19 protein-coding genes are annotated in these 18,691 nt (G+C 62.6%); 4 read left to right on the top strand and 15 right to left on the bottom strand.

The features are described 5' to 3' along the window. Window positions 1–142 precede the first annotated feature (142 nt). Window positions 143–2,014, top strand: coding sequence for a DEAD/DEAH box helicase (locus Q7F16_RS11170; protein ID WP_046063257.1), 1,872 nt, complete (start codon window positions 143–145; stop codon window positions 2,012–2,014). 247 nt (window positions 2,015–2,261) lie between these two features. Here the strand turns inward: Q7F16_RS11170 and Q7F16_RS11165 are convergent, their stop codons facing one another. From Q7F16_RS11165 to Q7F16_RS11150, 4 genes are all read right to left on the bottom strand, one after another. Next, on the bottom strand, window positions 2,262–2,858 hold the full coding sequence (locus tag Q7F16_RS11165; RefSeq protein WP_046063256.1) for a YceI family protein: 597 nt from the start codon (window positions 2,856–2,858) through the stop codon (window positions 2,262–2,264). 32 nt (window positions 2,859–2,890) lie between these two features. After that, window positions 2,891–3,442 (bottom strand): cytochrome b, encoded by a 552-nt coding sequence (locus tag Q7F16_RS11160; RefSeq protein WP_014340646.1) that lies wholly within the window; start codon window positions 3,440–3,442, stop codon window positions 2,891–2,893. 533 nt (window positions 3,443–3,975) lie between these two features. Continuing rightward, window positions 3,976–4,125 carry a hypothetical protein gene (locus Q7F16_RS11155; protein WP_253470139.1) on the bottom strand — a complete coding sequence of 50 codons (150 nt, stop codon included), beginning with the start codon at window positions 4,123–4,125 and terminating at the stop codon, window positions 3,976–3,978. 410 nt (window positions 4,126–4,535) lie between these two features. Further along, window positions 4,536–6,299 carry a flavin monoamine oxidase family protein gene (locus Q7F16_RS11150; protein WP_409555792.1) on the bottom strand — a complete coding sequence of 588 codons (1,764 nt, stop codon included), beginning with the start codon at window positions 6,297–6,299 and terminating at the stop codon, window positions 4,536–4,538. A gap of 247 nt (window positions 6,300–6,546) precedes the next feature. On the opposite strand from Q7F16_RS11150, the gene Q7F16_RS11145 reads away from it, so the two are divergent. Both Q7F16_RS11145 and Q7F16_RS11140 read left to right on the top strand, forming a co-directional pair. Continuing rightward, on the top strand, window positions 6,547–7,953 hold the full coding sequence (locus Q7F16_RS11145) for an adenosylmethionine--8-amino-7-oxononanoate transaminase (protein ID WP_003206433.1): 1,407 nt from the start codon (window positions 6,547–6,549) through the stop codon (window positions 7,951–7,953). Window positions 7,954–8,081: 128 nt separating this feature from the next. Further along, window positions 8,082–8,801, top strand: coding sequence for a 16S rRNA (uracil(1498)-N(3))-methyltransferase (locus tag Q7F16_RS11140; protein WP_409555791.1), 720 nt, complete (start codon window positions 8,082–8,084; stop codon window positions 8,799–8,801). Between the two features lie 122 nt (window positions 8,802–8,923). Here Q7F16_RS11140 and trhA read toward each other — a convergent pair whose 3' ends face one another. Next, window positions 8,924–9,541, bottom strand: coding sequence for a PAQR family membrane homeostasis protein TrhA (gene trhA, locus Q7F16_RS11135; protein ID WP_014340650.1), 618 nt, complete (start codon window positions 9,539–9,541; stop codon window positions 8,924–8,926). Window positions 9,542–9,817: 276 nt separating this feature from the next. Between trhA and Q7F16_RS11130 the strand changes: the two genes are divergently transcribed. Next, complete coding sequence (locus tag Q7F16_RS11130) at window positions 9,818–10,732, top strand: LysR family transcriptional regulator (RefSeq protein ID WP_046063253.1); 915 nt, start codon at window positions 9,818–9,820, stop codon at window positions 10,730–10,732. A gap of 111 nt (window positions 10,733–10,843) precedes the next feature. Here Q7F16_RS11130 and madM read toward each other — a convergent pair whose 3' ends face one another. The 10 genes from madM to Q7F16_RS11080 all read right to left on the bottom strand — a co-directional run bounded on the left by madM (window position 10,844) and on the right by Q7F16_RS11080 (window position 18,591). Continuing rightward, window positions 10,844–11,608 (bottom strand): malonate transporter subunit MadM, encoded by a 765-nt coding sequence (gene madM / locus Q7F16_RS11125; protein ID WP_046063311.1) that lies wholly within the window; start codon window positions 11,606–11,608, stop codon window positions 10,844–10,846. Between the two features lie 5 nt (window positions 11,609–11,613). Then, window positions 11,614–12,006, bottom strand: coding sequence for a malonate transporter subunit MadL (gene madL, locus Q7F16_RS11120; protein ID WP_014340653.1), 393 nt, complete (start codon window positions 12,004–12,006; stop codon window positions 11,614–11,616). A 67-nt stretch (window positions 12,007–12,073) separates the two neighbouring features. Then, window positions 12,074–12,994 carry a malonate decarboxylase subunit epsilon gene (gene mdcH, locus Q7F16_RS11115; protein WP_046063252.1) on the bottom strand — a complete coding sequence of 307 codons (921 nt, stop codon included), beginning with the start codon at window positions 12,992–12,994 and terminating at the stop codon, window positions 12,074–12,076. Next, window positions 12,991–13,611, bottom strand: a complete 621-nt coding sequence (locus tag Q7F16_RS11110; RefSeq protein WP_409555790.1) for a malonate decarboxylase holo-ACP synthase — start codon at window positions 13,609–13,611, stop codon at window positions 12,991–12,993. The genes mdcH and Q7F16_RS11110 overlap by 4 nt, the downstream gene beginning before the upstream one ends. Next, the gene (gene mdcE / locus Q7F16_RS11105) at window positions 13,608–14,411 is read right to left on the bottom strand and encodes a biotin-independent malonate decarboxylase subunit gamma (RefSeq protein ID WP_046063251.1); all 804 of its coding nucleotides are present in this window, start codon (window positions 14,409–14,411) and stop codon (window positions 13,608–13,610) included. The genes Q7F16_RS11110 and mdcE overlap by 4 nt, the downstream gene beginning before the upstream one ends. Next, on the bottom strand, window positions 14,408–15,259 hold the full coding sequence (locus Q7F16_RS11100; RefSeq protein WP_057449552.1) for a biotin-independent malonate decarboxylase subunit beta: 852 nt from the start codon (window positions 15,257–15,259) through the stop codon (window positions 14,408–14,410). The genes mdcE and Q7F16_RS11100 overlap by 4 nt, the downstream gene beginning before the upstream one ends. Beyond that, the gene (locus tag Q7F16_RS11095; protein ID WP_003206454.1) at window positions 15,252–15,551 is read right to left on the bottom strand and encodes a malonate decarboxylase subunit delta; all 300 of its coding nucleotides are present in this window, start codon (window positions 15,549–15,551) and stop codon (window positions 15,252–15,254) included. The genes Q7F16_RS11100 and Q7F16_RS11095 overlap by 8 nt, the downstream gene beginning before the upstream one ends. Further along, on the bottom strand, window positions 15,551–16,426 hold the full coding sequence (locus Q7F16_RS11090; protein WP_046063249.1) for a triphosphoribosyl-dephospho-CoA synthase: 876 nt from the start codon (window positions 16,424–16,426) through the stop codon (window positions 15,551–15,553). The genes Q7F16_RS11095 and Q7F16_RS11090 overlap by 1 nt, the downstream gene beginning before the upstream one ends. Then, on the bottom strand, window positions 16,427–18,097 hold the full coding sequence (gene mdcA, locus Q7F16_RS11085; protein ID WP_003206457.1) for a malonate decarboxylase subunit alpha: 1,671 nt from the start codon (window positions 18,095–18,097) through the stop codon (window positions 16,427–16,429). Window positions 18,098–18,468: 371 nt separating this feature from the next. Further along, complete coding sequence (locus tag Q7F16_RS11080) at window positions 18,469–18,591, bottom strand: hypothetical protein (RefSeq protein WP_046063248.1); 123 nt, start codon at window positions 18,589–18,591, stop codon at window positions 18,469–18,471. Window positions 18,592–18,691: the final 100 nt, after the last annotated feature.

The following is an 18,691-nucleotide window of genomic DNA, read 5'->3' as shown; positions in this document are numbered from 1 at the left end:
GCCTACAGCCCGCGCGAGCCTTGTCCGGACCCGCCTTCGAGGCCCGGCAGGACCGGACGGGATGACGTCTTTTGGTTGAACGTCATTCGCGCCCGGCAAGACTATCCCATTGGGCCAGGCCCTCACTAAAACAGGATTACTCATGTCCTTTGCTTCCCTCGGTCTCTCCGAGGCTTTAGTCGGCGCCATCGAAGCCGCCGGCTATACCCAGCCTACCCCGGTGCAACAGCGGGCCATTCCCGCCGTGTTGCAAGGTCGCGACCTGATGGTCGCGGCGCAGACAGGTACTGGTAAAACCGGCGGTTTCGCCCTTCCGATCCTGGAGCGGTTGTTTCCCAACGGTCACCCAGACAAATCCCAGCGTCATGGCCCGCGCCAACCGCGCGTACTGGTCCTGACCCCAACCCGCGAACTGGCGGCCCAGGTCCACGAGAGCTTCAAGGTCTACGCTCGCGACCTGAAGTTCGTGAGCGCCTGCATTTTTGGCGGCGTGGGCATGAACCCCCAGGTCCAGGCCATGTCCCGCGGCGTCGATGTACTGGTCGCCTGCCCCGGTCGCTTGCTGGACCTGGCTGGCCAGGGCAGCGTCGACTTGTCCCACGTTGAAATCCTCGTGCTGGACGAAGCCGACCGCATGCTCGACATGGGCTTCGTCCATGACGTGAAGAAAGTCCTCGCCCGCCTGCCCGCCAAGCGCCAGAACCTGCTGTTTTCAGCGACGTTCTCCAAGGACATCACCGACCTGGCCGGCAAGCTGCTGCACAACCCGGAGCGCATCGAAGTCACGCCACCGAACACCACGGTCGAGCGCATCGAGCAACGCGTTTTCCGCCTGCCAGCCAGCCACAAGCGTGCCCTGCTCGCGCACCTGATTACCGCCGGTGCCTGGGAACAGGTCCTGGTGTTCACCCGCACCAAGCACGGCGCCAACCGCCTGGCCGAGTACCTGGACAAGCACGGCCTGCCGGCTGTGGCGATCCACGGTAACAAGAGCCAGAATGCCCGCACCAAGGCCCTCGCCGACTTCAAGGCCGGCGAAGTACGCATCCTGGTGGCCACTGATATCGCCGCCCGTGGCCTGGACATCGACCAGTTGCCTCACGTGGTCAACTTCGAGCTGCCAAACGTCGATGAAGACTACGTGCACCGTATCGGCCGTACTGGCCGGGCCGGTCGTTCGGGCGAAGCGATCTCGCTGGTCGCGCCGGACGAAGAAAAGCTGCTCAAAAGCATCGAACGCATGACCAAGCAGAAAATTGCCGACGGCGACCTGATGGGCTTCGATGCCAGCACCATCGAGGCCGAGAAGCCTGAAGTACGCGAACGTCCGGACGTGCGCAATCCGCGCAATGCCCGCGGCCCACGCGGCGACGGTCCGAATGGCGGCGGCGGTGGTGGCGGCGGCCGCAAAGACAAAGGCAAGGACAAGGGCAAGGAAAAATCGGCCAGCAACAGCAATGGCCGCGGCGAACGCCCTGCCCGCGAGCAGAAGCCCCGCGAAGGCACACCGGCCCGTGAACAGCAGCGTCCAGCCCCACGCGCCGCAGCCGATCGCGCCCCGGACGAGTTCCTGGACGACGACGTCGACAACTTCGGTAACCGCGTCGACTACGTGCCGCAACAGAAACCGGCCCAGGGCCGTGGTCGTCGCCCGGGTGCCCCGGCACAGGGTGCAGCTGCAGGCGCGCCGCGCAGCGGCCAGCCACAAGGCCGCCAGAACGGTCCGCGCAACAGCAACGGCTCGTCCACCGGTACGCCACCGGCCAAGCGCAGCGGCCCACGCAACGGTGCCCCGCGTGACGGCCAGGCTCGTCGCGATGACACCCGCCCGCGCCGCCCGGCCCATGACGACCAGCCTCGTCAGGAACCCGCCGTGCAGAACCCGCGCGGCAACCAGCCGAAGATCATGCACAAGGAGTCGAAAGCCGATCGCTTCCCGACGCCTGAGCAACTGGATCAACTGCCAAGCCGTCCACGGGGCGAAAAACCGGCATTGCTGACGCGCAATCGCTGAGTTTTTCCAAGCTGTAAAAAATGCCCCGGGTCTCGCGACCCGGGGCATTTTTTTTGGCCCAACACAATTCCAAATGTGGGAGCGAGCTTGCTCGCGATTGCGGTATATCAGTCAACATCAAGTCGACCGGTAAGACGCCATCGCGAGCAAGCTCGCTCCCACACGGTTCTCTGTGTTGCTCGAAACCGCGCAATAAAAAACGCCCCTGATCGCAAGACCAGGGGCGTTTTTTTGTCAGGTGCGAAGATTACTTCGCTTTGACACCTTCAAACGAGACGTACAGTTCGACTGCGTCGGAGGTTGGGCCCAGGTCTTTCTGCTTGCCGAAGTCCGAACGCTTGATGGTGGTGGTGCCTTCGAAGCCCGCACGGTAGCCGCCCCATGGGTCCTTGCCTTCGCCCAGGAAGGTGGCCTTGACCACGACCGGCTTGGTCACGCCCAGCAGGGTCAGGTCACCGGCCACATCGGCGGTTTCCTTGCCATCGGCGTTTTTGCCGGTGGATTTGACGCTGGTGGACACGAAGGTGGCCTTGCCAAATTTGCTGGCATTCAGGAAGTCAGCGCTGGCGATGTGCTTGTCGCGCTCGGCGTGGTTGGTGAACACGCTGGCGGTGTTGACGTTGAACTCGATCTTGCTGGCTTCAGGCTTGGCGGCGTCGAAGCTGAACTTGCCGTCGATGTCCTTGAAGGTACCGGTGATGTAGCTATAGCCCAGGTGACTGATCTTGAAGTCGACGAAGGCGTGCTGGCCTTCCTTGTCGACCACGTAGTCTGCGGCCATTGCCTGGCCAGCGGACAGCAGGGCAGAACCGATTGCCAGGGCGGCGAGCGTCTTTTTCAACATGCTTTCTATTCCTTTGGAGTCGAGGTTGAACATCAGGCTTGGCGCCCCAGCATTCGCTTGAGGGTCGCGTCACGGTCGATAAAGTGGTGTTTCAATGCTGCCAACGCATGAAGGCCGGAGAAAATTACCAACGCCCATGCCAGGTAGAAGTGAATCTGGCCGGCGACGTCTGCCTGATCGGGCAGTCCGGACACCAGCGCGGGTACTTCAAACAGGCCAAACACCGGGATCCCGACACCGTCTGCGGTGGAAATCAGGTAACCGGCAATCATCACGGCGAACAACCCGAGATACAGTGCGCTATGGCCGAGCTTGGCGCCGACGCGAGTCAGACGTCCGTAGGTCTCCAGGGTCGGTGGCGGCGGGCTGACAACGCGCCAGATCACCCGCAGCAACATGACCGCCAGCAGCACCAGGCCAATGCTCTTGTGCAGGTCCGGCGCGTCTTTGCGCCAGGTGCTGTAGTAATCCAGGCCGACCATCCACAGGCCCAGGGCAAACAGCCCGTACACCGCCAGCGCAACGCCCCAGTGCACAGCGATACTGACCCAGCCATAGCGAGAAGAAGAGTTGCGTAGCTGCATTGCTCATTTCCTGTAAAAACTGCGATCAAGACTAGCGAGTTATCTATCGATTTAAAGCGGAAAATTTCGCTTTGAAATATCGAGAAATACGATCATCAGTCTGGAGGGGGTGGGTTAAGGAAAGATTAACGGGGAAAAGGTGGGTGATGGCGAGGGGGTCAGGCAGCCTTTAGGGGCCTGCATGGACCTCATCGCGAGCAGGCTCGCTCCCACAGGAGACCGCGCAGGGGCTGTCACCGCCGCCCAACTATTTTTGCCATGCAATATATATGTATCGCCATTTCCACTTTTACCCTTGATCAAATGAGCACTCAACAACTCATTGAACAAGGTGAACAAAATGGCTGTTCCTACACCTATATGGTCATGCAGGACGATGGAAACCTGGTCATTTTTGACATGCGAACAGGCAATCTTTGCTGGGCACGCTATGGCTTCGTCCCGGGACGTGTTTCCAAGCCAAAGCGGGTCAAAATTTTATCTGAGGACTTTGAAATTAAAACTTGGTCGTTTTCGCTGCCGCCTCTCTAGAGTCACTTATTGACGCACTCAGGCCGGTAAGGATCCATGTCGCATCTATAAACTAATTGAGGATCGTGCTTTTTCAGCACCATACGGCCATCAGCAGTGCAACCACTGACACCGAATACTGCCAATAGCATTAAAGCCGCTATCAATTTCATGTTAACTCCAGCTTTCACGAGGTGAAAATTTTGAATTATTAGTTTGCCGAGCACTCAGGCCTATATGGATCGATGGAGCATTTGTGTGCTAGCTGCGGATCTTTTTTTGGAATCATCGGAATCGTCAAAGGATCTCGGCATTCGCCATACACACATCCATATATCGAAGCCAATACGACCACTGCCATTAGTATTTTCATACGCGCTCCTGTTTTTGGAGGAGCCTAGATTTGTGGCTTGGTGCGCGCTATCGCCTGCTTCCGGTTAAAGGGTGGGAAGTTTCCGATATCGCCAAGGCGTGTAGGACGTAGCGCTTATTAAGCGATGCCGGGCTTTGAGTGGCGCCGCCGGTACGCTTGATGCTGGATAAAAAAACGCGGCCCTTGAGCCGCGTTCTTTCCACCTGATCGTTACTGAGCCTTGGTCTCAGTCGCCGCCGGTGTTGTCGTTGTCGCTGCCGGCTTGGCCGCCGGTTTCTTCGCCGGAGTGGCTTTCTTCACTGGCGCTTTTTTAGCCGGAGCCTTGGCGGCTGGTTTTTTCGCCGCTGGTTTGGCCGCAGCTTTCTTGGCTGGCTCAACCTTCGCCGGGGCCGGCGCGGGAGGTTCCACCGGTGCAGGCGCAGGAGCGGGTGCAGGTGCTGGAGCAGGCGCTACCGGTTCCGGTGCCTTCACCGGCTCCGGCTTCTTGTCGTCATCCGAACCGCCAAACAGGTTGCTGAAGAAGTTGCCCTTCTTCGCCGCCACTGCACCAGCAGCCGCCGCCGTTGCAGCAGGCGCGACTTTAGGAGGTTCAAACGACTTGCCCGCCGCCAGGTCTTCAACCTGGCTGGCCGCTCGCTGACCACTGCGCAACGCGCCTTCCAGGGTGCCCGGATACAGGGTGTCGGTGTGTTCGCCGGCAAAGGCTACGCGCTGCAATGGCTTTTCCCACAGGCGCCAGTACTTGCTGATCTGGCCCGGACCAAAGGCCAGGTAGGCGCCGCCCATGGACGGGTCGGTGCTATAGCGGCGGATTTCATAGCCAGTGAACGCGCCACGGGCCTGTGGATAAAACGCGTGCAGGCGGATCAGCACCTGATCGACCATCTGCTTGTCGCCAAAAGCCTGCATCACCCGGGCGTTGTCGCCGGACAGGTTGATGACCACGTTGGCCCCGCCCTTCATGGCCGGCTCGATCCACATCATGCCCAGGCCGGTGTTGCTGTAGATCTCGCCCGACATGCGCGCCTTGCTGTCCCAGACCGGGGTCTTGAACTTGAGCATGATCTGGTCGCGCCAGCCGTAGTTGGTGCCCTTGATCGCGCCTTGATGCTGGGCATCCAGGGCCGGGGTCAACTGGATCTTGTTCAATGCCCGCAACGGCACCGCCAGCACCACGTAATCCGCCTGGTAGCCAACGGCGCCAACTTTGACGGTTACACCGTCCTTGTCTTGGGAGATGGCCGACACGGGCGAACTGGTCTTGATGGTTTTCAGTTGCTTGACGAATGCCTGGGCCAGTACCGGACTGCCGCCGAGCAGGCGCGAGGCCCGCCGGTCGCGGTCGGAGACGCCGCGATAGACGCGGCTCTGCTGGGCGAAATACAGCAGCGACAGGCGCGAAGGTTCGTCATACCGGGTGCGAATCTCCTGGTTCACCAACTGCCGCGCCGTGGCCGGCAGTTGCAGGCGGTCGAGCCAGTTGGACACGGTGATCTGGTCCAGCGCGTGCAGCGTGTTGGTCGCCGCCGGGTTCAGCGGGTCTTCGATGGAGCGCGCCAGGTCGTCCAGGGTGGTTTCGTAGCGCTTGAGGGCTTCGGCGGTGGCCGGCTGTTTGCTCGCCAGGTCCGCGGCGGTGAAGTAGATGCCGTCGATCAGGTAGCTGGGGGTGCGCACGAACTCCGGGGCCGGCGTGGTGCTCAGCTTGAATGTGGAGACGTACTTGTTCAGCACTGGCTGCGTCTTCTCGTTACCGATCCACTCGCTGGTGGCCATGCCCGAACGACCGCCCAGGCTCGGTTTGGCTTCCAGCAGCGTCACGGCCCAGCCTTTGTTCTGCAATTCATAGGCCGCCGTGAGCCCCGCCAGGCCGCCGCCGATGACGATGGCCGTCGGTTGTTTGTCCTTGGCCAGCGCCGAAACGCTGAACAGCCCTATCATCACCAGCGCACAGGCGCGCAGCCAACCAGCAGACATTCAACGAACTCCGGATCAAAACGTAGGAAATTTCAGCTTTCGAGCCAGGCGACTCGCGGCTTTTCGAGCCAGTCGGCTCAGGGAACGGCGAAGAATACGTCAGCCATCAAAACGCCGCCAGCGACGTCTATCGCCTCGTTCAAAGTAGTGGGAATGACACAATGGGTTGTCCGCCGGGCCGCCATTGCATAGGCTTGCGCGATTGTTTTGCCCGCGCCCGCCGCGAGCCGCCTCGAGGAGACTGTACATGGGCCTGAATAACCAGTGGATGCAACGCGACCTTGCGGTGCTATGGCATCCCTGCACCCAGATGAAAGACCACGAACAGCTGCCGCTGATCCCCATCAAGCGCGGTGAAGGCGTGTGGCTGGAAGATTTCGAAGGCAAGCGCTACCTCGATGCCGTCAGCTCCTGGTGGGTCAACGTATTCGGCCACGCCAACCCGCGCATCAACCAGCGCATCAAGGACCAGGTCGATCAGTTGGAGCATGTGATTCTCGCCGGCTTCAGCCATCAGCCAGTGATCGAACTGTCCGAGCGCCTGGTGAAGATGACGCCCGAAGGGCTGACCCGGTGCTTCTACGCCGATAACGGTTCGTCCTGCATCGAAGTGGCGATGAAGATGAGCTTCCACTACTGGATCAATCGCGGCCGGCCGGACAAAAAACGCTTCGTCACCCTGAGCAACAGTTACCACGGCGAAACCATTGCGGCGATGTCGGTGGGCGATGTGCCGTTGTTCACTGAAACCTACAAGGCGTTGCTGCTGGACACCATCAAGGTGCCGAGCCCCGACTGCTACCACCGCCCTGAAGGCATGGGTTGGGAGGAACATTCGCGCAACATGTTCGCGGCCATGGAACAGACCTTGGCCGAGCACCACGACACAGTGGCGGCAGTGATCGTCGAACCGTTGATCCAGGGCGCTGGCGGCATGCGCATGTACCATCCGGTGTACCTGAAGTTGCTGCGCGAGGCCTGCGACCGCTACGGCGTACACCTGATACACGACGAAATCGCCGTTGGCTTCGGCCGTACCGGGACGATGTTCGCCTGTGAGCAGGCCGGTATCACGCCGGATTTCCTCTGTCTGTCCAAGGCCCTGACCGGCGGTTACCTGCCCCTGGCCGCGTGCGTGACCACCGATGAGGTCTACAGCGCGTTCTACGACGACTACCCGACCCTGCGCGCCTTCCTGCATTCCCACAGCTACACCGGCAACCCGCTGGCCTGCGCGGCGGCCCTGGCAACGCTGGATATCTTCGAAGAAGACAACGTCATCGAGAACAACAAGGCCCTGGCCCAACGCATGGCGAGCGCCACCGCGCACCTGGCCGACCACCCGAACGTGGCCGAAGTGCGCCAGACCGGCATGGTGCTGGCCATCGAGATGGTCAAGGACAAGGCCAGCAAAACCGCTTATCCGTGGCAGGAACGGCGTGGCCTGAGTGTGTTCCAGCATGCCTTGGAGCGAGGTGCCTTGCTGCGTCCGCTGGGCAGCGTGGTGTATTTCCTGCCGCCGTATGTCATCACCCCGGAGCAGATCGATTTCCTCGCCGAAGTGGCCAGCGAAGGCATCGACATTGCCACCCGGGACAAGGTCAGCGTGGCGGTGCCGAAGGACTTCCACCCGGGTTATCGCGATCCGGGCTGAGCCTGGGCCACCGCCATCGCGGGCAAGCCTTGCTCCCACAGAGAAGCGAACCCACTGTGGGAGCAAGGCTTGCCCGCGATGAGGCCGCGAGCTTCAACCACGATCATTTTTTCTTGCAGAGACTCCACATGAGACTGTCCCGCTTCTTCATCGACGCGCCCCTGAGCCTCGGCGACCACGAACTGCCTGAAGCCCAGGCCCACTACATCAGCCGTGTGCTGCGCATGGCCGAGGGCGATGCCGTGCAGGTGTTCGACGGCTCGGGCCAGGAGTTTCGCGGCACCCTGGCCGAGGTCGGCAAGAAACGCGTGCGGGTGCAATTGGACGAGCAGTTCGCCGGGCAAGCTGAATCGCCGCTGCGCATCCACCTCGGCCAGGGCCTGTCCCGGGGCGAGCGCATGGATTGGGCGATCCAGAAAGCCACGGAGCTGGGCGTCAGCGAGATCACGCCGATTTTCAGCGAACGCTGCGAAGTGCGCCTCAAGGACGAGCGGGCCGACAAGCGCCTGCTGCACTGGCGCCAGGTGGCAATCAGCGCCTGCGAGCAGTGCGGGCGCTCAAGCGTGCCGGTGATCCACCCGCCGCTGCTGCTGGCTGACTGGCTGAAACAGACCGAGGCCGAGCTGAAGCTGGTGCTGCATCCGGTGGCCGAGCCGCTGGTCAGCCATGACAAACCGTCGACGTTGGCGTTCCTGATTGGTCCCGAAGGCGGGTTATCGGATGCCGAGGTCGAACAGGCCAAGTCCGCCGGCTACCACGCCGCCCGCCTCGGCCCCCGCGTGCTGCGCACCGAAACCGCGCCGGTTGTGGCACTGGCGGTGGCGCAGCAATTGTGGGGGGATTTCTGAAGTCGAATGTAGGCCCCATGTGGGAGCGAGCTTGCTCGCGATAGCAGTGGGTCAGTCAACATCGATGCTGACTGATCCGGTGCTATCGCGAGCAAGCTCGCTCCCACAGGGGGTCAATGGCGCTAGAGCACGTAGAACAGAATCGCCACGAAGTGCAGCAAACTGCCGGCGATGACAAACAGGTGCCAGATGCCATGGGCGTGGCGCAGCCGGTGGTCGAGGGCGAAAAAGATAATGCCCACGGTGTACAACACGCCGCCCGAGGCCAGCCAGGCAAACCCGGCGCTGCCCAGGGCCGCCAGCAGCGGCTTGACCGCCACCAGCACGATCCAGCCCATCACCGCGTAGATCACAATCGACAGGATCCGCGCTTCGGAGCGCGGCTTGATCTCCTGCAAGATACCAATCACGGCCAGCCCCCAGACAATCCCGAATAGCGTCCACCCCCACGGCCCGCGCAGGGTCACCAGGCAGAACGGGGTGTAGCTGCCGGCGATCAACAGGTAGATCGAAAAGTGATCGACCTTCTGCATGATTTCTTTTTTGCGCCCGCGCACGCTGTGGTAAACCGTCGAAGCGCTGTACAGCACCAGCAAGGTGAACCCGTAGATCGCCACGCTGACAATCTTCCACGGATCGCCCGTCATCCCGGCAATCACCAGCAACCACACCGCCCCGACAAAAGCCGCCACCGCCCCGACCAGGTGCGTCCAGGCGTTGAGTCGTTCCCCGTGATACATCCAACCACCTCACATTTCGAAACAGGTGCCCAGGCTCAGGCCTGGCGCTTGAAAGTGCAATGCTTTGCTTCCAGCCTACTTAACACTTAACTGTGAAGATCTCTGTGGCGAGGGAGCTTGCTCCCGCTTGAGTGCGCAGCGCTCACAAATTTTTTGGGGCGGCGGCGCCACCCAGCGGGAGCAAGCTCCCTCGCCACAACAGCTCTCCAACCACATAAATCGCGTCGCCAGGAAGACATGGGGCACAATCGGGCAATACGAATAAGAGTCCGCCCCATGCTGATCGACGAAGAATTGACCCTGAAGAAACTCGAGGTGTTCCTGGCCTTCATGCGCACCGGCAACCTGGCGCGGGCGGCCGCCGAGTTGCAGACCAGCAATGTCAGTGTGCACCGGGCCATTCACTCGCTGGAGAGCGCCCTGCGTTGCCCGTTGTTCAAGCACGAAGGTCGCAACCTCACGCCGCTGGAAAGCGCCTACGTGCTGGAAGAGCGAGCGCAGAAGCTGATCCAGGACGTCGTCGAAAGCGTACGCCTGACTCGCGAAGCCGCCGGCTTCTCCGCCGAACGCTTCAAGCTAGGCTCGTTGTATTCGTTGACGGTCAAGACCGTCCCGCAACTGATCATGGGCCTGAAAATCCGTCGCAGCGAGCTCAATATCGACCTGATCCTGGGCTCGAACATCGACCTGCTGTACAAGCTCAAGAACATGGAGGTGGACGCGATCCTGATCTCCCTGGACGACAGCGTAAACGACCCTGACTGCGAGCATATCGAGCTGTTTTCCGATGACATCTTCCTCGCCACGCCGGCCGACTCGCCCTTTGCCCAGCGCAGCGAGGTCGACCTGGCCGAGGTGCGCGACGAGACGTTCATCACCCTGACCCAGGGTTTTGCCACGCACCAGGACGGCATCCGGGTGTTCAAGCAGGCGGGGTTCGAACCGAAGGTGGCGATGCAGGTCAACGACATCTTCACCCTGCTGAGCATGGTCAGCTCCGGGGTGGGCTATGCGTTGCTGCCGGGCAGGATTGCGGCGGTGTATGAGAACCGGGTGAAACTGATCCCGTTGCAGGAGAGGTATCGGCTACAACAGCGCATTGGCGTGGTGTTCCTGAAAGCCAAGGAGCGTGATCCGAATCTGCTGGCGCTGTTGGCTGAGTGCCGGATGTATGCCAATCGCCAGGTGTGAGACCGTGTTGCCTTCATCGCGAGCAGGCTCGCTCCCACAGGGACACGCGGTCAACTGTGGGAGCGAGCTTGCTCGCGATGGGGACAGTCCTGTCAACGAAGAGACTAAGCCCTAGCCCATCAACCCCCGCATGATCAGAAACAACAATGAAGGCCCCAACAAGCATCCAAGCGCCGTATAGAACGCCGCCGTCAGGCAGCCATACGGCACCAGCTTCGGATCGGTGGCCGCCAACCCACCGGCCACACCGCTGGAGGTGCCCATCAAGCCACCGAAAATCACCGCGCTGCGTGGATTATTCAGGCCAATCAACGGCGCCACGAACGGCGTCGCCACCATCACCAGGATCGCCTTGATCAACCCGGCAGCAATGGACAGCGCCATCACTTCGGAACTGGCACCAATCGCCGCCCCGGTCACCGGCCCGACGATGTAGGTCACCGCCCCGGCGCCAATGGTGGTCAGGCTCACCACATCGGTGTAACCAAACGCCATCGCCACACCCACGCCAGCAATGAACGACGTACCGACCCCGACGAACAGCGCCAGCACCCCAACGAAACCGGCTCGCTTGAGTTCTTCGATACTCACGCCAAACGCCGTGGCGACGATGGCAAAGTCCCGCAGCATCGCACCGCCCAGCAAGCCGATCCCGGACAGCAGTGGAATATCCACCACGCCCTTCTGCCCACCGGTCATTGCCCCGCCGATGTAGGAGAGCACCAGCCCCAGGAGAATGGCGATGGCCGAGCCATGCAGGCGGCCTTTAGTGAAGGTGTTGCTGATCCAGTAGGACACCCACATGGTGATGCCGACAATGGCGAAACCGCTGATCAGGCCGTAGCCGGTGATGACTTTCATCATGGATTCGTACATGGCAATCACCCGACCGTCTTAACGGAAACGTCGCCCTGGGGCCCTTTGTTGCCAATGCGCACCAGCACCGGTACCAACGCAAAGGCAATCACCACCGCCAGGGTCCCGGCCAGGATCGCCATTGGCCCACCCTTGAGCGCGCCGTAGACGTTTTGCTGCGCCGCCATCGCGACCACGATGGGGATGTAGACCGCGCTCCAGAATTCCACGCCGGCCTCGGATTTGCCCTTGAACAGGCCACGCTTGCTCAGGTAACTGCCCAGGCCGATCAACAACAGCATCGCAATGCCGACGCCGCCGACGTTGGCCGGCACGCCGATCAATTTGCCCAGCAGTTCACCGATAAAAATACCCGCCAGGGTACAAAAGGCCAAAAATGCCACACCGTAGATAATCATTGTTGTAGTCCTCAAAGTGCATCGTCGAAGTTGTTGTTTTTGTGCTTCGCCAGCTTGAGTCGGTGGTTTAGGGTTGGCGGTTTCCCTCCTCATGCAACAGCGCCTGCAGGGTGTCGAGCCGCGCGCCGTCGAAAGCCATGACGGTGCCCTGCTCGAACACCCGGCGCGCCAGGGCGGTCAGCACCGCACCGGGCGGCAGTTCGATCTGTAGTCGCACGCCGCGCTCGTAGGCGCTTTGCACGGTACCGCGCCAATCCACCACCCGGCACATGTTGAACGCCAGGTCGTCGCGCAAGGCCTCGGTGTTGATCAGCGGTCGCGCGCGGCTACCGCTGAGATAACCCAAGGCCGGTGCTTTCAACGACACGTCGGCAAATGCCTGGGCCAGTGTCCGGGCCGGTGTTTCCAGCAACGGGCAATGGGACGGCACGCTCACCGCCAGCTGACAGGCCTTCCCGGCGCCCAGGCTTCGCGCCTGCCTGGCAACGTTGCTCATGGCCTCGTCACTGCCGGCGATGACCACCTGGTTATCCGCGTTGATGTTGGCCAGGTAGACCGGGGTGCGGTCGCTGTGCACCTGCGCCAGCAACGCTTCCACTGCCGCGAGGTCCAGGCCGATGATCGCGGTCATGCCGTAGCCTTGCGGATACGCCTGCTGCATCAATTCGCCCCGCAGGCTGACCAGCCGCAACGCATCCTCGAACCCCAGCGCCCCGGCCACCACTGCCGCTGGGTAGGCACCGATGGACAGCCCCGCCACGTAGTCCGGGGCAGGTGCCTGCTCCAACAGTTGCCGGGCCGCCGCCACGCCGGCGATCAACAAACACAGCTGAACCGCGCGGGTCGACTGCAACGCCTCGGCGCTGTCCAGTTGCAACACGTCCTCACCGAGCACGTCACCTGCCTCGTCGAGGACTTGCGGCGCCAGGCCATGGAGCATCCCCACGCGCTGCGCACCCTGGCCGGGAAAGACGAAGAGGCTGCTCACGCGACTTGCTCCAATGAAGGCTGCCAAGGATCACTCACCAGCCGTGCCTGCACGTCATCCTTGAGCAGGACCCGCCGCGACGAACCCGCCCACTCGCGCAAGGCGACGGCACCGCATGGCGTTTGCAATTGCATATCCACGGCGCAGACCGAGGCATCCAGTTGCGCCAGCAATTCTCTGGCGCGGAAACGATCGAGAAAGTGCGGCACCCGCAAAATCAAATCCAGGTCGCTGCGTTCATGCAATGCCTCCACACCGGTGGCGAGCTCGAACCCGGCGCTGCCGCTGACGCCCCAGGCCCAGCCACTGGCATCGAGCAGCGGACGCAGGCGGGACAGCGCTTGCAGGGCTGGCAAGTCGCGAGTCGACGGGACGTGACAAAGGTCTTCCGGCCTGACGCGACGGGCAATCGCCGCGACCGCCATCGATGTTGCATAACGCTGCTCGCGCAAGCGCCCGCGCACGCCAACCGCGATTTGACCCGGCGCCATCAGCGAGCGCCGAACCACCACCGGTTGACCCGCGGCAATCGATTCGACCACCCATGCCGGCGCACCCGCAGGCACCTGCTCCGGGGTCATCCCCCAGAGCAGGTCATGGGCCAGATACGTATTCACCACTGTGCTCTCAGCAGTTGGCGCACGGTGCTGGAAGCCGCGCGATGAGTCGCACCGAGGCGACTGCTCAAATCGCGAGGCGCAGCGGCCACATCGTTGATCGCCTGTTGCAGACAATCCGTCACCCGGGCCAGATCCGCCGCCGTCGGTTGCTCGATTTGCTCCACCGACAAGGTTTCCCACAGCAGACCCAGGCTGGCAAAACTGTCGATGTCATAAGCCATCGGCGGCACGCTGGCAGCCAACGCCTCAAGCTCCTCGACGCTGCGCAGGGTGACCCGCGCCGCCGAGGCCTTGCCCATGGCGTGGATCATCACGCCCGGGTCGCGCAGGGCGATCAGGCGGTTGGCCTGGTAGCCGTGGGCCAGGAACGCCCCCGACATGGCCTTGCCCACCAGCAAACCGATCACCGGATGCCCGGCCAGTCGCGCACGGGCGTAGCTGTCCGCCGCGCCGGCCAAGGCCTGATGAATGCCCAGGGCTTCTTCGCGCCGGCCATAGGCCTGGCTCGGTACATCGACAATGGCGATCAGCGCACGCTTGTTGACGGCATCGCGGTCGGCGTCGATGGCGTCATCCACCGCCTTGGCCAACCCCCAGCCCTCCAGCAAACCGACTTCGCCATTGCGAGCACGGGGAAAGCGACTGTCGGGATCCGCCACCACCGCCAGCAGGCGCACGGTTTGCTCGCCCAGCCTGGTGTCAGCGACTTTCAACGAAGCCGGCAGGCCTTCCAGCGGTTTGGCGTCGCCACCCAAGGCTTCGAACCAGCGCAAGCCTCTCAATGAATAGGCACTCATGAGCGTTCTCCCTGATACAGCTGGCGAACCGTGGCCGGTTCGATTTGCACGTCAGTGTCCAAGCGGGCCAGGCGTTGCAGGAACAGCTCGGCCTGGCCGCTGCGGTGTTGCGCGGCAACGCCCAGGTGCAGCAACTGACCGACCTGTTGGCGGATCTGCGTCACATCGTCGGCCACATAACGATCCACCAATCCCGTGGCGAACCGCTGTTCACCGCCGGTCAGGCTCCAGATGAACGGCCGGTCGCGGGAGTCGTATTCGTCGATCCCGGCCTCCTGTTCGATCACTTGCGGGCCGTTCAGGCCCAGCCGCGCTTCCTGGGTCACCAGCAGATAACTGCACAGCCCGGCGGCGATGGACATGCCACCAAAACAGCCGACGCTGCCGGCCACCACACCGACCACCGGTTGGTATTGGCGCAAGTCGACAATCGCCGAATGAATCTCGGCAATCGCCGCCAACCCGAGATTGGCCTCCTGCAAACGCACGCCGCCGGTTTCCAGCAGCAACACGGCACGGGTCGGGATGCCCTTGCGGTTGTCCTCGGCGGCCAGCTCCAGCGCACCGGCAATCTTCGCCCCGCCGACTTCGCCGAGGCTGCCGCCCTGGAACGCACCTTCAATGGCCGCGATCACCACGGGCAGGCCGTCGAGCGTGCCCTTGGCGATCACCACGCCGTCATCGCTTTGCGGCACCACACCCTGGCGCAACAGCCACGGCGACATGACTCGCTGGAACGGGTCGAGCAGTTCACGGAAAGTGCCCTCATCGAGCAAGGCCTTGGCCCGTTGCCGGGCACCGAGTTCGACGAAGCTGTGCTTGTTGAGCAACGCTGCACTGTCAGTCATGGCCGATCTCCTCGAAGCCTTGCTCCAGGCGCAAACGCACCACGCCGGGGGTGGCGCCGAAATCGTGGATGTCGATAGACAAGGCCGGCGGTGTCTGGCCGTCGAACATGCGGGCGAACAGGTGCTGCCAGCGTTGTTCACTGCCGTTGACCGAGGTCTGCACCTGGATGGTCAACTTGCCCGCCAGACCGGGTTCGATCAGCACTTCCAGGTCGCCCGAGCCGACACAGCCCACCAGCGCCCGGCCCCGTGGCGGCTGCCCGGCGGGGAATTCAAAGGATAAGGTTTCCATCAGCACACTCCAGGGAAGAGGCCATCGCCGCGCTCGATACGATCGAGGAACAGACAGGCGGCGAGCAGGTCGGCAGCGCCACCGGGCGAGGCGTTCAAGGCAATCAGTTGTTGGTCCAGCGCGTGCAATTGGCGACGACCGCCCAGGCTCGCGCTGCCACCGGCATCGAGCACCGCCTTGGCGCCCTGTTGCATGGCTTGCAAACCCGGCTCGCCGGCGCGATAAAGCACGCAGGTATCGGCCAAGGTGGTCATGATCGCCAGCAAGGCATCGAGCCGGGCGTTCTGCTCTCCCGCGCCCGCCGCGCGACTGCGCTTGAGTTGCGGCAGGCCCAGGCCGGTGACCGCCGGGAACGCCAGTTGCGCTTCCTCCCGGGCACCGCGCACGCCGTAGCGCTGGGCTACCTGGGCGCCGTGGCTCATGGGTTGGGGCGCATAACGGTCGTTGAGCAAGGCCAGGCGGGCAGCGCGTAAAGCGACTGCACTGGCGGCACTGGATTCAGGTTCCAGCGCCGTTGCAGCGACCAACAGGCCCAAGGCCCAGATCGCCCCGCGATGGGTATTCACCCCGCCGGTGGTGGTGAGCATCGCGGTTTCACCCTCACGGCCGATGCGCCCGAGGGCTTCGCGCAGCGGCAAACCGATCTCGCCACAGTCGAGGGCGGCTTCGGCCATTTCCTTGAATGCCGGCCACAGCGACAGCGCCGAAGCATGCATCAGGCCCAGGTGCAGGTCGGTATGGGCGCCATTGCCACGACGGTCCACCAAGGCCGGTTTAGGTGACAGGTCGGCTTCGTCGATCAGCGCATCCACCGCCATATCCGCCAGGCGCTCGGCCAAGGACAGTTTTTTCGGTTGCAGGTTGAAGGCGTGCATTTACCAGCTCCTGAACTTGGCGGGCGGGTTGTAGAGGCCACCGGACCACTCCACCAGATCGGCCACGCTCTTGGCCGCAAGCAGTTCGCGGGTGGCGTCGGTGCGGCGGATACCGAGGTCTTCGGGCAAGGCGATCAGCCCTTCGCGGCGCATGCGCGCGGTGTCTTTCGGGTCATGGCGCAGGCCAATGGCGGTGACGCCGGCCACGGCGGCGATCATCGCCTGGCGTTCTTCCAGGGAACGGGCCTTGTACAGGTAAGCGATGCCTTCTTCGGTCAGCAGGTGAGTGACGTCGTCGCCGTAGATCATGATCGGCGCCAGGGGCATGCCGGCTTTCTTCGCCACGTCCACCGCGTCGAGGGTCTCGACGAAGGTCGGTTTGCCGCCCTCCTGGAACGTCTCGACCATCTGCACCACCAGCTTCTTGCCGCGTTCGAGCAACGGCGCCTCGCCATCGCCGTGGCGCATGTCGAGCCAGGCTGGCGTGCCGTGACGACGACCGCGCGGGTCGTGGCCCATGTTCGGCGCACCGCCGAAGCCGGCCAAGCGGCCACGGGTCACGGTGGAGGAATGGCCGTCGCCGTCCACTTGCAGGGTGGCGCCGATGAACAGGTCCACTGCGTACTGCCCGGCCAGTTGGCAGACCATGCGGTTGGAGCGCAGCGAGCCGTCGTGGCCGGTGAAGAACACGTCCGGCCGGGCGGCAATATAGTTTTCCATGCCCAGCTCGGTGCCAAAGCAATGCACGCTTTCCACCCAACCGCTTTCGATGGCCGGGATCAGGGTCGGGTGCGGATTAAGAGTCCAGTTGCGGCAGATCTTGCCCTTCAGGCCGAGGGATTCGCCGTAGGTCGGCAAGATCAATTCAATCGCGGCGGTGTTGAAACCGATGCCGTGATTGAGGGATTGGACGTTGTGTTTTTCGTAGATCCCACGGATCGCCATCATCGCCATCAGCACATGCACAGGCTTGATATGGCGCGGGTCGCGGGTGAACAGCGGCTCGATGTAGAACGGCTTGTCGGCCACCACCACGAAATCGACCCAGGACGCCGGGATGTCGACGCGCGGCAGGTCGCTGACGTCATCCACCAACTGGTTGACCTGGACAATGACAATGCCGTCACTGAAGGCCGCCGGTTCGATCAACGCAGGTGTGTCTTCGGTGCTGGGGCCGGTGTAGATATTGCCGGCGCGGTCGGCCATGAAACCGGCCGAGAGCACCACATTGGGAATCAGGTCCACCACCAGCCGGGCATAGAGTTCGATGTAGGTGTGGATCGCGCCGATTTCCAGCAAGCCGTCTTCCAGCAACTGGCTGATGCGCAGGCTCTGGGTACCGGCGAAGGAGAAATCGAGCTTGCGGGCGATGCCGCGTTCGAACAGGTCCAGGTGCTCGGACCGCCCGACGCTGGGCATGATCATGTGCAAATCGTGCAGCTTCGAAGGGTCGACTTTCGCCAGGGAGCGGGAAAGGAAGTCCGCCTGCTTCTGGTTATTGCCCTCCAGCACCACACGGTCGCCGGGCAGGATCAACGCCTCCAGCGCCGCGACGATCTTGTCGGTGGGCAGCACCACACCGTCGGCAAGCCCCTTCACCAGCCCGAGACGCCGCTGCTTTTCGCTGCGCCGCCGCGTCCAGCGCGAGTCGGGGGATATTGTTGTTGTCATGACCACTCCACGGGTTCGCTGTCGTGGGGCTCACATTAGGAGTGTTATGGCGCGGGCATCAATCAAGCTCGACGATGGATCGTTACGGTTGGAGTAATGGTTGAACGCCATCCTTGCTCGCGATAGCGGTGGGTCAGCCAAAGGAGATGTCGAATGTGCTGCCGCCATCGCGAGCAAGCTCGCTCCCACACAGGTCGTTTATAAGATCAGTGCCCACCGCTAATCCTGTGGGAGCCAAGCTTGCTCGCGATAGCGATGGGTCAGATTGCATCGATGCAGAATGTGCCGCCGCCTCGCGAGCAAGCTTTGCTCCCACAGGTCCTGCTCACACAAGTCTGGTTGGTGTACACCCGCAAGAGCCAGGCCGGCTGTCAGGCCGCCTCGCCTTTGATCTTGATCTTGATCTGGAGCGCCCCGTTAACCACGATGGCCGAACGCAGGCATTGCGCAGTGGGCATCCCGGCATGGATGCCGGGATAGCCGCGCTGGGCCATGGATGGCCCTTCGCGGCGGGCCCACGGAGCAATGCCGGAGAGAGGGCATGCCGAGCCTGGGCGAGGCACCGAGTGGTGGGGCAAGAGCGTTTTGCTTACT

The organism is Pseudomonas sp. Lb2C2, assembly GCF_052112205.1.
GTDB lineage: Bacteria > Pseudomonadota > Gammaproteobacteria > Pseudomonadales > Pseudomonadaceae > Aquipseudomonas > Aquipseudomonas kilonensis.
This window is presented reverse-complemented; position numbering and strand designations above follow the sequence as displayed.